Here is a 13,619-nt window from a genome sequence, read left to right as displayed (position 1 = left end):
GAGTGCTTCATGGATAATCCCTATCAGGTAAGCACGTCGGTCCATAAGGCATCGACAACTGACCCTGTGTTAGCTCGAGTCACGTGTATCCTGGGGAAGTTTTTCAATGCATTACCTGGACCACCCTGTAGGCAATGTTAACCATCGCAGACTGTTCAGCCTGCCGCCGAACTGCGAGAACACCACCGCGATCCCCGATGCGCAGGTCCCGGACCTTACTCCTTCGACGCTTCTCCTGACCGGCTTCGGTCATCAGGACACTTTGATCGCGCGCTCGATTGAAAACCGTCAACGACAGTTGGAAGTCAAGATGCGTTTTGGTGAGTCGATTGGCCAAGAGACGCCGGCTGAGCGGTTTTGTGCCACTGCGCTTTATCAAGTAAGCGGCGGTGTCAGTTCAACTCTCGATTACGACAGAGCGGCTACGGCAAAGCGCTTCAAGGACAGGCCTGACTTGATGCCTTATACCTTGGCAGACTGCCTGCATGAACTCGGTTACTGGAACGAGCTTTATCTGTTGCGCAAGGCCTGCGGGGTGCCAGGGGACAGGCACACTGAGGCAACGATACGCGAGTGGTTCATATTCGAAGTACTGGCGCAAATCAAGCCGCGCAGCCGAGAGGAAGCACAAGCCGTCTATCAATACATCATTGATCACGACCTGGAAGACCAGCGCGGTAGCCGGGCCATCATCAAGAACCTGATTGGGTGATCTGATTACGATCACTGTGCCTGTACTCGGGCCCTCCGCACAGCGCTCGGTAGTGCCTACAGACCACGTTTTCGAGACGATTCCTGGGTCGTGAGCTGATGAGCCTGGAACCCGATCCAGCCATGGTTTGACCTGCCAGCTCGTTGAGATCCGGTTCATACAACAACAATCGAGGCCGTCAATTGCGATGGCCCAGGAGTCTTGCATGTCTATTGTTTCTGATACTGCCTTCGACACCCGTGCGTTTCGCCGGGCCCTAGGCAATTTTGCAACCGGTGTGACCGTGGTCACGGCGGCCACTGAAGGTGGGCGTGACGGCCAACAGTTTCAACTCGGTATCGCTGGATCCGCCGCTGATTTTGTGGAGCATCGACAAGCGTTCCAGCAGTCATGAGGTGTTCGAAGCCGCCAGCCACTTTGCGGTTAACGTACTGGCTGCCGATCAGATTGATCTGTCGAACAACTTCGCACGGCCCAAGGAAGACCGCTTCGCCGAAATCGAATTCGAGGCGGGCGAAGGGGGGGCGCCGGTCTTTGTCGACTGCTCGCGCGTTTCCACTGTGAAAAGTTTCAGCAAGTCGACGGTGGCGATCACTGGATCATGATCGGCAAAGTGGTGGCGTTCGACGATTTCGGACGTTCGCCGTTGCTCTATCACCAGGGCGCCTATTCGATGGTGTTGCCCCACACCCGCATGACAAAACGTGAAGAGGGGCAATTGCCAAGCAGCCACTTCCAGGGCCGCCTGAGCCACAATCTTTATTACCTGATGACCCAGGCGTTGCGAGCCTGTCAGGCCAGTTACCAGCCACGTCAATTGTCCACCGGACTACGCACCAGTGAAGCGCGCATGCTGATGGTGCTGGAGAACGACGCCGGTCTGAGCATGGCCGATTTGCAGCGGGAAGTGGCGATGCCTGTTCGAGAGATTGAAGAGGCGGTGGCCAATCTCAAGCGCAAGGGGCTGGTCAGTGACGAGGGTGATCGGGTACGTCTGACCCGCAAAGGGATCGACGAAACGGAAGGCTTGTGGGCCATTGCCCAAGAGCAGCAGGACAAAGTCTTCAGCCAGTTTGGCCAGGCACAAGTCGAGCATTTCAAAAGCGTGCTCAAGGGGGTGATTCAAGGAGTCTGACGGTCGCTTGTCACTGCCGACCAGGCGGATTGCGCCGCATCTTGGGCATCACACTGCCCCGATTCCCCCCTGAACCGGCAGGCCACCGCTACGCCAGGATAATGCGTTTGAGCCTGGCGTTCAGTGCGGCGAACGCTGCTTCGGTACTGGCCCTGTGGTTGGTGATGAGCAGGTCAATGCGTTCTGGCGGGCAGAAGGCAACGCGGCTCTCCACGCCGATCTTGCTGTAATCGGCGAGGATGACCACGCGCTCGGCATGGTCAGCCATGGCGCGCGCCACTTCGGCTTCACGGTGGTCGTAGTTGCTGGCACCGCGCTGGGCATCGATGCCGACGGGCGACAACAGCGCGAGGTCGGCCCGATAGCGGCCAATTTCCGCTACTGTGGTGCCACCGACCGTAGCCGGAGCACGGTCGTCGAGTGAACCGCCCAGTACGATCACCTCGTTGTGCTGGCCGCCCGGCACGGCGGGATTGCGCAATTGCAGCGCCACGTTGAACGAGTTGGTGATCACGGTTAACCCGCCCAGCTTGGCCAGCTCTTCGGCGAGGATGACCGTGGTGGTGCCCGCGTCGATAAACACAGTTTGTCCGTGCGACAGCAGGCTGACCGCGGCGCGCGCCAGGTCACGCTTGAATTTGACGTTGATGTGCGCACGCTCGGCGATTGGCGCCTCGTCCTCGACGCGGATGGCGCCGCCGTGTATCCGCTTCAACTCCCCCAGTTCTTCCAGAGCGACCAGATCGCGCCGCACGGTCTCGCGTGAAACATTCAGCTCCGTGACGATGCGGTCGGTGGTAACGCGCTGCAAGGTCGATAGCAGTGCGCGGATCCGCTGGTAACGCTCTTCTTGCCACATGCCGGGTGTCCCTGCTGTTGAGTCGCTGTCCGAGCACGCATTGTGGGGGGGGATCGGTCACTGTCAAGTTCGACTCGGCCCTGTAAACATTGCTCAGGCGCAGCCTGCGAATCATGAAAGTGTAATATTGTGGCAATATTGTATTTTTGTGTATTTGAAGATAGCCTCGTCGCCGGACGGTTTTTCCCTCTCGTCCATATTTCGAAACACGCTTCCGCCATCGCCTCGGTTGTAACCTCTCGTCTAGAAGTAGGAGCTATGCCATGCAGCGTCGCCAGTTTCTGAACACCCTCGCCACCGTTTCCGTTGTCAGTCCGCTGTTGTTGTCATCACGCATAACGCAAGCCGTCACGCCCCCAGCCACGCCGAGCGAGCTGGACCCGGCGCGCTGGTCGCCACTCAACAAAAAGCGCCTGCAGGCGGTGATCGACCAGCACGGCGTCAAGAGCCCGTCCTACCGCCCGGAGCAGCGCCCATACGCGGTGTTCGACTGGGACAACACCTGCATCATGAACGACTGTGAAGAAGCGCTGCTGGTCTACCAGATCAATCATTTGCAGTACAAGCTGACGCCCGATGAGTTCGCCGCCGTGCTGCGCCAGGACGTGCCGAACGGCCCGTTCATGAAGGACTACACCACCGTGGACGGTAAGCCGGTCAAGATGGAAGACATCGCCAGCGACGTGGAAGCCGATTACCGCTGGTTGCACGCCAACTACAAGGGACTCGCTGGTGACAAGAGCCTGGAGGAAATCCAGACCAGCGAGCAGTACAAGGACTTCCTCGCCAAGCTCTATTTCATGTATGACGCGATCTGCGACAGTTACCCGGTGGAGATCGGCTACAAGTGGATTCTGTACTTCTACAAGAACATGACCACGGCCGAATTGCAGGCGATGGCCGAGGCCTCGAACAACTATGCGATCGGTGACGCGCTGCGCAAGGTCAAGTACGAGAGTTCCCGCACGCTTTCGGGCAAGGCAGGGGTGGTGGCGGACACCCACTTCCATGGCATCCGCATCCATGAGGAGATCCGCGGCTTGATGCACTCGCTGCGCGCCAACGGCATCGACGTCTATGTCAGCACCGCCTCGATCGACGATGTGGTGCGGGTGTTCGCCGGCCATCCCAATTACGGCTACGGCGTGCCGCCTGAGAACGTGATCGGTCTGCGCATGGCGATGGAAGAGGGCAAGTACACCAGCCGCTATCTGCCGGGCTGGCACTTCAATTACGGGCCGGGCAAGACTGTCGGCATCAACAACGTGCTGGTTAAACAGAAGGGCTATGGCCCGGTGCTGGTGGCCGGCGACAGCGATGGCGATGCCTGGATGCTGCGCGACTTCAACGATACGGCGGTGGGGGTGATCGTCAACCGCATGAAGAAGGGCGAGATCGGTGCCGACAGCCAGCAGGCCGCCACCCAGCTGGGCACCCCGAACGCCCGCTTCATCCTGCAGGGGCGCGACGAGCACACTGGCCTGATGATCCCGGACGAAAAATCCCTCAAGTACGGCAAAAGCGAGCTTAAGCTGCTGGCTTGATGGCATTGGCTTGCGGGTGGTTGGCTGCCATCCGCGAGCCGCAGTGCAATGGCTGGAAAATCAAGAGGGCGTCCACCGCCTCCATCGCTCAGAGCCCGGTCAGGCTTCAACAGCAACTGACCGAATTCGCGCACTGCGGCAGTTTCCCGGCTGCATCCCATGACACGCTAAGTGCATGACGAATAACCCGGCTGCCAAGTTGACTTGATCGGTGGCGTGCACTGTCAGTTTGAGCGTTCGGCATTATTAGCCGCCGCTTTTTGATTGCTTGCCACCGCCTGTGCATGTTCAGACTGCTGGTAATGCGCCATGGAGGAATCAGTCGTGGCCTCCATTCTTTCCATTACCTTGTCGCTACCGCCTTCGGCCATCGCAGCTACAGAGGCACTCATCAGGGTGACAATCAAAAATGCTTTAAGGGCTTTCATGGGGGAACTCTCCAGTCTTCGGGTTCTGCCAGCGCGAAAGCTTGCTGGCTTGAGCTAATTCTGAAGCGAGCCGTATTTCAGCCCGTTCCCCGGCACATGAATTTTTTGACAGTAAAGCTATTTGTGCTCTTTTTTCCTTCTTCAGATCGCTTTGGATAACTGAGTCGCTGCGGATTCCCGCTGGATCCGCTTGAAATACGGCATTAAACGATCGAAGTGATCTTGATAATTGGAGAAGTAAGCAGTTGAGCGCCAATCAATCAGTCTGAAGCCGATGCAGGTCGACCTGTCACTGTACCGGCGCGTGCATTGCTTTTACCGTTCCCTCTATTTCAAACACCCCCGCACGTTAAACAGCCATTAAAAAAAACGCCCCTTTGGCCCGGATAACATCGTTTCTCCAGAACATGGCTTTTGACTATATTGGCGCCCAGATCAAGCGAATCAGCAAACATTCGCCACCATTCAATGCGGGTAGTCTCAATGAAAATAAAACCTGACAGCGCAGGGCTTGATAACGCCGGAACGGGGACCAAAGTTGTCTGGGGCGGGGAGCAAGTCAGGCATCCCTACAACGCCACGCAAACACCCATCGTGGTCAGCGCCGCATACGGTTACGACGATATCGATATCTGGTACGACGTGGCTTTGGGCAAGAGCCCAGGCTTTATTTACAGCCGCATGAGCAACCCCACGGTGGAGACGCTCGAGGCGAAAATCCGCGAACTTGAAAATGCGGAATCGGCCGTGGCATTCAGCAGCGGCATGGCCGCGATCAGCAGTGTCCTTTATACCTTCCTGTCCCATGGCAATCGGCTGGTTTCAACCAAGGACAGTTACGGTGGCACCAACAAGGTTTTCGAAGAGTTTTTGCCGCGCATGGGGGTCGATGTCACGTTGTGTGAAACATTCGATCAAGAAGAAATCGAACGGGAAATCGCCAAAGGCTGCGATCTTCTCTACCTGGAAACACCCACCAATCCGACGCTGAAAATAGTCGATATCAAACGCCTTGTAGCGGCGGCCAGGCGCGTCGGCGCCCTGGTGGTGGCGGACAATACTTTTGCCACCCCCTTGAATCAGAACCCGCTGGCGCTGGGCGTGGATGTAGTTGTTCATAGCGCTACCAAGTTTCTCAGTGGCCATGGCGATGTACTGGGCGGCTTGGTGTGCGGTGCCGAACCGTTGATGGCGAAAGTTCGCCATTACCGGGAAATCAATGGCGCCACGCTCGATCCGTTCTCGGCCTATATGATCATTCGTGGCATGAAGACACTCGTACTGCGAGTGCGCCAGCAGCAACACAGTGCCCGCGCCCTGGCAGAGTTCCTGAGTACTGAACCCTTGGTGGAGTCGGTGAACTATCCCGGCTTACCCAATCACCCGAACCATGACGTCGCTTGCGCGCAAATGCGCGGGTTCGGGGCAATCGTCAGTTTTGTCGTGGCCGGTGGCATGGACACGGTCAAAGTGCTGTTGCCACGCTTACGCTTTGCTCACTGTGCCGGGAACCTGGGTGCGGTTGAAACCATCTATGGGCCGGCCAGAACAACCAGCCATGTGGAAAACACCCTGGAAGAGCGTTTAGCCCTGGGTATTTCTGAAGGGTTGGTGCGTATTTCCGTTGGCATCGAAGATACCGATGATCTGGTTGATGATTTGAAACAGGCTTTTGCCCGGGTCAGAAGTTTATGGGAGGAACAGGCAATCTCGAAAACCCAATCAATATTGAATGAACCTTGCGCTGAGGTAGCAAACTGACGTTTAAACGTTAATGCCTCACGACAAGGCAGTCGCTGAGGAGTTCATGAAGAGGAATAATAATAAAATTTAGCGGCAAACTGGTTGTATTACTGCCCGGTAATTTACTGCAGGAACTTATTTTGCCCTAATAACTTTCATGAGAGTCAACTATGTCCACAAAAGAAGAACAAATAAGTACCCGTGCCGGTTTCAAACAGGAAATGCAGACCCGCCATATTGTCATGTTGGCATTGGGCGGAGTTATTGGTACCGGGCTATTCCTGACATCCGGATACACCGTCAATCAGGCCGGCCCATTGGGTGCGGTAATCGCTTACATCATCGGCGCGGTGATGGTCTACATGGTCATGATGTGCCTGGGTGAACTGGCGGTGCAGATGCCGGAAACCGGCTCATTCAGTACCTACGCAACACGCTTCCTCGGCCCGGGTACCGGCTACACGGTGGCCTGGCTTTACTGGTTGACCTGGACGGTAGCGATCGGCTCCGAATTTACCGCAGCGGGTATCCTGATGGCGCGTTGGTTTCCGAGCACGCCGGTATGGATCTGGAGTGCGTTGTTTTCCATGGTGGTGTTCCTCAGTAACGTCGTGTCGGTCAGGCTGTTTGCCGAGACGGAGTTCTGGTTGTCGCTGATCAAGGTACTGACGGTATTGGCGTTCCTGGTGGTCGGTGGCGGGGCGATCATTGGCGTGTTTCAAATCGACCAGGCGCACAGCATCGGGCTAAGTAACTTCACCCGCGAGGGGCTGTTCCCCACAGGTTTCATGTCGATTGCCATGACCTTGCTGGCGGTGTCCTTTGCTTTTTCCGGTACCGAGCTGATCGGTATTGCCGCGGGCGAAACCAAAGATCCTCAGCGCAATGTGCCGCGGGCCATCCGCACCACCGTACTGCGCCTGGCGATCTTCTTCGTTGGGACCATTTTCGTTCTGGCAACGTTGTTGCCGCGCGAGCAGGCCGGATTGGTCGAGAGCCCGTTTGTGACGGTGTTTACCTATATCGGTATCCCGTACTCCGCCGACATCATGAACTTCGTGATCATCAGTGCACTGTTGTCCGCCGCCAATTCCGGGTTGTACGCCGCTTCGCGCATGCTCTGGACGCTGAGTGATCAAGGTCATCTGCCGAAGCAGTTCTCTGCGTTGACCCGCATGGGGACACCGTTCAACGCTATCGTGGTCAGTATGGTGGGCGGTGCGGCATCGCTGCTGAGCAGTGTGTTTGCCCCCGATACCATCTACCTGGCGCTGGTTTCGATTTCCGGGCTGGCGGTAGTGGTAGTGTGGATGAGCATTGCCGCGAGTCAGATCGCGTTCCGTCGCCACTATGTGGCCAATGGCGGCGATATCAGGGACCTCAAGTTTCGCGTACGGGGGTATCCATGGGTGCCGCTGGGTGCGCTGGTCTGTTGCAGTCTGGCCTGTGTGGGGATCGCCTTTGACCCTGAGCAGCGTGTGGCACTGTACTTCGGCTTGCCGTTCATCGCCTGGTGCTATTTCGTGTATTACATTACCCGCAAGAACCGCGAGCGTCGCTTGTCGGTTGCCCCCTTGGCACAACCGTCCGATGCGTTCTAAGCGGTATCGACGATGTGGGCAACAGCGCTTGGTGCAGGGGGCGTCAATGAGGTCCAGGCAATGAATCAAAAGACGTTACCCCCGCTCAATTGGCTTCGCGCATTTGAGGTATCCGCCCGCTGTTTGAACTTCACCCATGCGGCCGAAGAGTTGTTTTTGACCCAAGGCGCGGTCAGCCAACAGATCCGGCAATTGGAAAGCCACCTGGGTGTGGCACTGTTCAAACGCTTGCCCCGTGGTTTGGGTTTGACCGAAGAAGGTCAGTCGTATTTGCCTGTCGTGCAAGATGCGATTACGCGATTGGCGGTCGGCACCAATGAAATTTTTGGTCAGCATAAAAGGCGACCGATCAAGGTGCGTGGCAGCCTGTCTTTTTTCGTGCACTGGCTGGCGCCAAAGCTGGTCGACTTTCGCCAGGCTCATCCGCATGTGGATATACGCTACATCAGCAACATCTGGGTAAAGGAACTCGATGGTGAGGACGACATGGAGATCCGCTGGGGCCATGGACAATGGGCGGGCCTGGTGTCTCAGCGCCTGACCTGGGACACCTTGTTTCCGGTCTGCTCGCCGGGGTTGATGGCGAGCGCGCCGCTGAAGGTGCCAGGCGACGTGGCCCGGCATCCTTTGCTGCACGTGTTGGGGTATGAAGAAGGGTGGGGTTACTGGTTGAAAATGGTCGGTGCGGACGCTGTCGATTCGTCGACGGGCATGCAGTTCGATACCCTCATTTCGACGTTGCGCATGGCTGAGCTCGGCCAGGGTATTGCCCTGGCTCGCTCATCCATGGTCGATGAGATGCTCCAGGACGGTCGTCTTGTCGAACCCTTCGCACAGCGGATCGAGGCCAGCGAGTCCTTTTACCTGGTGCGCGGTTCCGGAGCCGATCAGCATCCCGATGCGGTCATGTTTTCCACCTGGCTGGTCGAGCAGGCACATCGTTACAAATGAATGGCCGGAGTCAACCATGCGCTATGTGAGTACACGAAGTTCGGCCGTGCAGGCCGATTTCGAGAGGGTCGTATTATCCGGAGTCGCCGACGACGGCGGGCTATTCGTGCCAGTCAGCCTGCCGCTGTTCAGCGCGCAGGAAATCGCCAACTGGTCAACGTTGCCCTATGACGAACTGGCCTATAGGGTCATGAGTCCGTTCGTAGGCCAGTCAATCCCCGAAGTGGATTTCAAACAGCTGCTCAAGGAAGCCTACAGCACCTTCAGTCATCGCTCCGTCGCGCCCTTGCATCAGGTCGACAGGAACGAATGGGTACTGGAGTTGTTCCATGGGCCGACCCGTTCCTCGAAGGATTTTTCTGCCCAGCTGCAAGCGCGCCTGGTCGACTATTTCCTCGTTAAACGCCAGCAGCGTGCGGTCATGCTGGGGGCGACCAATGGGGATACCGGGCTTGCCGCCATCGAGGCGTTCAAAGACTGCGACGAAACCGCCGTGGTGGTGTTCTACCCGCAAGCCGGTGTGCCTGATGATCAGCTGCAGCATCTGCAGGCTGCCGCTCACCCCAGGCTGCACAGATTCGCCGTGAACGGCAGCTTTGACGATTGCCAGACCATCGTCACCCGGTTGTTGCGCCAATGGCCATCCGCGCAGTGCGAGGCGATCAGTTTCAACTCGAACAACTGGGTCAGCGTGATGGCGCAGTTGGTGTTTTATTTTCACGCCGTGCTGCAACTGGGCGGTGGTCAGCGGCCGATCGGATTCAGCGTGCCGGCGGCCAGTTTCGCCGAAGTCTATGCGGGCTATATCGCGCAAAAGATGGGCCTGCCGATCACCCAAATGATCGTTGCCACCAATCGGAACGACGCGCTGCACCAGCTGTTTCTGAAAAACCATTACTCCAGGTCGCGGGCCAGCAAGAGCTTGTCGCCAGCCATGGACCTGTCGATTTTTTCCAATCTCGAACGCTTTCTGTGGGAGCTCTACGGGCACGATCATCAGGCAGTGAGCGCGCTGATGACAGAGTTCGAGGCCCATGGCGAGATGACCATCGCCAATGAGTTCTGGTTGCAGGCACGGATGATCATCGACTCTTACTCAGTCAGCGATGACGAGACCCTGAAGGAAATCACCACCCTCTACCGTGATACCGGATATGTCATCGACCCTCATACAGCCACAGGCGTTCTGGCGGCCCGGCTGTACCGCAGAAGCCTGGTGGCGCCGATGGTCACACTGGGCGAGATCTCGCCAGTCAAGTCAGCGGCGTTGCTCGGTGAGCTGGGGATCACCTCGGTGCTACAGCGAAGCCCGCTCACGGTTCAATCTTCGCAGCAGGTTTACCGCATTCAGCCCGACGACATCGAAACCATCCATCAAGTGCTCCGCGGTCTTTGAAGACGCGACAAGGGGGCTAAGTGAAGCGAATTCTGGATCCGCTCGATGAGCGCATCATTGCCGAGCTCAGGTTGAATGCCCGAGCTGCTCACGCCGAGCTGGCGACCAAAGTGAACCTGTCGCGCAATGCGGTGCGACAGCGCATCGAACGGCTCGAACGCGATGGTGCGATACAGGGGTATACGCTACGCACGGGCGTGGGGCATCAGTCATCAGCCAATATCAATGCGGTGATATTCGTCTATCGCTATGACCGCATGCGCGGCGCGGAGGTATTGCAGGCACTGCAGAAAATACCTGAAATAATCCAGTGCGATGTGATGAGTGGGGAGTTCGATCTGATGGTGCGAGTCGGCGCTTCGAGCCCCGAGCGGGTGCATAAAGTCTGGAATGAAATATCCGCCCTGTCGGGGGTGGAAAACACCGTGACTTCATTTGTCCTGTCATCTGTTGTTTAGGGTTATTGCCTGTCTGAAAAGCCAACGATTGTTGGCTTTTTTATGTCTGGGCACTTTGCCCGTGCGCTGATCAAAACGGCCATAAAATAGAGCAAATCGCCATATTTCACTGCCATGGCCTCCATCCTAATCTAGAGCCCAACAGCTAATAACCCGGATGGAAGATAACAAAAATGACAGAATACAAACTTGCGTTGGTCGGCTTCGGCGGTGTCAATCGTGCATTGGCTCAGCTCATCGCCGAGCGTAATAAGGCGTGGCAACAAGAGTTCGGTTTTACCTTGAAAATCGTCGGCGTCACTGATCTGTTTCTGGGCTCTGTCATCGGCCGTGACGGCCTGGATGCCGGGCTGTTGGCGAACTTCCCTGCAGTCAAGGGCGCTTTCGCGCAGCTGCCTGGCGGTAATGCCGAAGCCTTCAATGAAGCTGTGATCAAGCATTCCGGTGCAGACATCATCGCCGAAGCGACCTTCACCAACCCTGTAGACGGCGAGCCGGCCACCTCGTTCTGCCGCTGGGCCCTGGAAAACCGCAAGCACGTGGTGACGACCAACAAGGGGCCGATTGCTTTGCATGGCGCAGAGCTGAAAGAGCTGGCCCAGCGCAATAACGTCGCCTTTGAATACGAAGGTTCAGTGATGAGTGGTACGCCGGTGATCCGGCTTGCCAGGCAGTCTCTGGCAGGCAGTTCGATTGTCGGCTTCGAAGGGATCCTCAACGGCACTTCCAACTTTGTCCTCACCAGCATGGAAGGCGGTCTGGGTTTCGCCGAGGCAGTCAGCAAAGCCCAGGAGCAGGGTTATGCCGAAGCCGACCCGACCGCGGATGTCGAGGGGCATGATGTGCGCCTCAAAGTGGTGATTCTGGCCAACGAACTGCTCAATGCCCACTTGAGTGTCAGCGACGTCAGCTGCCGCGGTATTTCGCCCCTGGGCCTGGACGACATTGAGAACGCCCGGCACAACGGCGCGCGCTGGAAACTCATCGGCGCCGCCACGCGCAACGCTGATGGCTCGGTCAGTGCCAGTGTCGAACCCAGGCTGTTGAGCAACGCTCACCCATTGGCCAGCATCGCTGGCGCGACCAACGCGGTGTCGTTCAATACCGGGCTGCTGGGGGCGGTCACCGTATCGGGCCCAGGCGCCGGGCGGACGGAAACCGCGTTCGCGCTGCTGTCGGACATCATCAACATCCATAAGTCGGTTGCGAACAACTAGGAGAAGGCCTGTGAACGTATCGCGCTTGGCCATGGCCGTGGTCGGGAATCAAATCGACGTGTTGAACCCGTTTGACGCAAGCGTCATCGGGTCGGTACCTGATATGTGTGCGTCTCAAGTCCCGAATCTGCTGGCGCAGGGGCGCAGTGGTGCGCAAACATGCACCGGATTGCCGCGTTATCGCAGGGCTCAGATTCTTGAGCAAGCAGCCCTGAACATCGAGCGGGATGGCGGGGCGTTCGCCCGGCTGATCGTCGACGAGGCCGGTAAAACCATCAGGCAGGCGGAAAAAGAAGTCAAACGTTGCGTCAACACCCTGAAACTGTCCGCGCAAGAGGCCGGGCGCAATGCGGGGGAAGTCGTGCCGTTCGACGCCTATGAAGGCTCCGAGTCGCGGCAGGGCTGGTTCTCTCGGGAGCCACTGGGCCTGATTGTGGCAATCACCCCTTACAACGATCCGTTGAATCTGGTTGCGCACAAGCTGGGCCCGGCCATAGCAGGCGGCAATGCGGTCATCCTCAAACCGTCCGAGCTGGCACCTTTGTCGGCGATCAAGCTGGTAGGGTATCTGGTGGACGCGGGTCTGCCAGAGTCGGTGGTCACGGTCGCGACCGGAGGGGCTGCGCTGGGCAAGGCCCTGGTCGCCGCCCGTGAGGTCAGGATGATCTCTTTTACCGGAGGGTTCGTCACGGGGGAGCAAATTGCCCGCGCTGCCGGCTTGAAGAAACTGGCCATGGACCTGGGCGGTAATGCGCCGGTCATCGTGATGGGCGACTGCGACCTCGATGCCGCAATTGAGAGTTGTGTATCCGGGGCATTCTGGGCCGCCGGGCAGAACTGCATTGGTACTCAGCGCCTTCTGATTCAGGCTTCTATCTATGAAGCTTTTCGAGACCGGTTCGTCAACCTCTCGAAAACCTTGGTTGCGGGTAACCCGGCATTGGCCACCACGGACATCGGTCCGATGATAACGTTACAGGCTGCTCAGAGTGCCGAGAGAGTTGTGAGCGAGGCAATGCAAGAGGGGGCCAGGCTGCTTTGCGGGCACCAGCGAGAGGGCGCATGTTACGCCGCGACAGTGCTGGAGAATGTCGATCACGCCAGCCGGCTATGGCGCAATGAAGTGTTTGCGCCGGTGGTGGTGCTTCAGTCCTTCGAAACCTTCGATGAAGCCATTGCCCTGGCCAATGAGCCCGAGTACAGCTTGCATGCCGGGATCTTCACCAATGATTTGGGAACGGCAATGAGTGCTGCACGGAGGATCGAAGCGGGGGGCGTGATGATTAACGATTCGTCCGACTACCGCTTCGATGCGATGCCGTTTGGCGGCTTCAAGTATGGCAGCCTGGGCCGGGAGGGCGTTCGCTTCGCCTATGAAGAAATGACTCAACCCAAAGTGGTGTGCCTGAATAATCTTCGTTGATTCATTGTGCTGGGGGGCTGTGCAAGATTGATGCTGGCGTACTGTGAATGTTCCCTTCTATATATAGGTGCTGATGGCTCTACTATATAGAAGGGTTAAAAACGGGTTCTTTTGGCAATGCCAGTCAGTTAAGACATTACGCGGACAGTAGC

General features: G+C 57.4%; 11 protein-coding genes and 1 pseudogene. 10 read left to right on the top strand and 2 right to left on the bottom strand.

What is annotated here, in order from left to right; all coding sequences use genetic code 11:
• Positions 1-106: 106 nt before the first annotated feature.
• Positions 107-712, top strand: coding sequence for a hypothetical protein (locus AC07UI_RS27965; protein ID WP_494995540.1), 606 nt, complete (start codon positions 107-109; stop codon positions 710-712).
• A gap of 205 nt (positions 713-917) precedes the next feature.
• Positions 918-1,847, top strand: a pseudogene (locus AC07UI_RS27960) (p-hydroxyphenylacetate 3-hydroxylase reductase component).
• 88 nt (positions 1,848-1,935) lie between these two features.
• On the opposite strand, the gene AC07UI_RS27955 reads toward AC07UI_RS27960, so the two are convergent.
• The gene (locus AC07UI_RS27955) at positions 1,936-2,706 is read right to left on the bottom strand and encodes a DeoR/GlpR family DNA-binding transcription regulator (RefSeq protein ID WP_494995539.1); all 771 of its coding nucleotides are present in this window, start codon (positions 2,704-2,706) and stop codon (positions 1,936-1,938) included.
• A 263-nt stretch (positions 2,707-2,969) separates the two neighbouring features.
• Here AC07UI_RS27955 and AC07UI_RS27950 point away from each other — a divergent pair, with 263 nt between their 5' ends.
• Positions 2,970-4,250 carry an HAD family hydrolase gene (locus tag AC07UI_RS27950; RefSeq protein ID WP_494995538.1) on the top strand — a complete coding sequence of 427 codons (1,281 nt, stop codon included), beginning with the start codon at positions 2,970-2,972 and terminating at the stop codon, positions 4,248-4,250.
• Positions 4,251-4,474: 224 nt separating this feature from the next.
• Here AC07UI_RS27950 and AC07UI_RS27945 read toward each other — a convergent pair whose 3' ends face one another.
• A complete protein-coding gene (locus tag AC07UI_RS27945) occupies positions 4,475-4,678 on the bottom strand; it encodes a co-regulatory protein PtrA N-terminal domain-containing protein (protein ID WP_494995537.1) in 204 nt (67 codons plus the stop codon).
• A gap of 483 nt (positions 4,679-5,161) precedes the next feature.
• Here AC07UI_RS27945 and AC07UI_RS27940 point away from each other — a divergent pair, with 483 nt between their 5' ends.
• The 7 genes from AC07UI_RS27940 (at position 5,162) to AC07UI_RS27910 (ending at position 13,467) form a co-directional block, all read left to right on the top strand.
• Positions 5,162-6,439 (top strand): cystathionine gamma-synthase family protein, encoded by a 1,278-nt coding sequence (locus tag AC07UI_RS27940; RefSeq protein ID WP_494995536.1) that lies wholly within the window; start codon positions 5,162-5,164, stop codon positions 6,437-6,439.
• A 152-nt stretch (positions 6,440-6,591) separates the two neighbouring features.
• The gene (locus AC07UI_RS27935; RefSeq protein ID WP_494995535.1) at positions 6,592-8,022 is read left to right on the top strand and encodes an amino acid permease; all 1,431 of its coding nucleotides are present in this window, start codon (positions 6,592-6,594) and stop codon (positions 8,020-8,022) included.
• Between the two features lie 60 nt (positions 8,023-8,082).
• Entirely contained in the window at positions 8,083-8,973 is an 891-nt protein-coding gene (locus AC07UI_RS27930; RefSeq protein WP_494995534.1) for a LysR substrate-binding domain-containing protein, read from the top strand.
• Between the two features lie 16 nt (positions 8,974-8,989).
• On the top strand, positions 8,990-10,369 hold the full coding sequence (gene thrC, locus AC07UI_RS27925) for a threonine synthase (protein ID WP_494995533.1): 1,380 nt from the start codon (positions 8,990-8,992) through the stop codon (positions 10,367-10,369).
• A 20-nt stretch (positions 10,370-10,389) separates the two neighbouring features.
• Positions 10,390-10,827, top strand: a complete 438-nt coding sequence (locus tag AC07UI_RS27920; RefSeq protein ID WP_494995532.1) for an Lrp/AsnC family transcriptional regulator — start codon at positions 10,390-10,392, stop codon at positions 10,825-10,827.
• 173 nt (positions 10,828-11,000) lie between these two features.
• Complete coding sequence (locus tag AC07UI_RS27915; protein ID WP_494995531.1) at positions 11,001-12,044, top strand: homoserine dehydrogenase; 1,044 nt, start codon at positions 11,001-11,003, stop codon at positions 12,042-12,044.
• A gap of 10 nt (positions 12,045-12,054) precedes the next feature.
• On the top strand, positions 12,055-13,467 hold the full coding sequence (locus AC07UI_RS27910; RefSeq protein WP_494995530.1) for an aldehyde dehydrogenase family protein: 1,413 nt from the start codon (positions 12,055-12,057) through the stop codon (positions 13,465-13,467).
• Positions 13,468-13,619 lie beyond the last annotated feature (152 nt).

Source organism: Pseudomonas sp. GW821-FHT04C07 (assembly GCF_059420325.1).
This window is presented reverse-complemented; position numbering and strand designations above follow the sequence as displayed.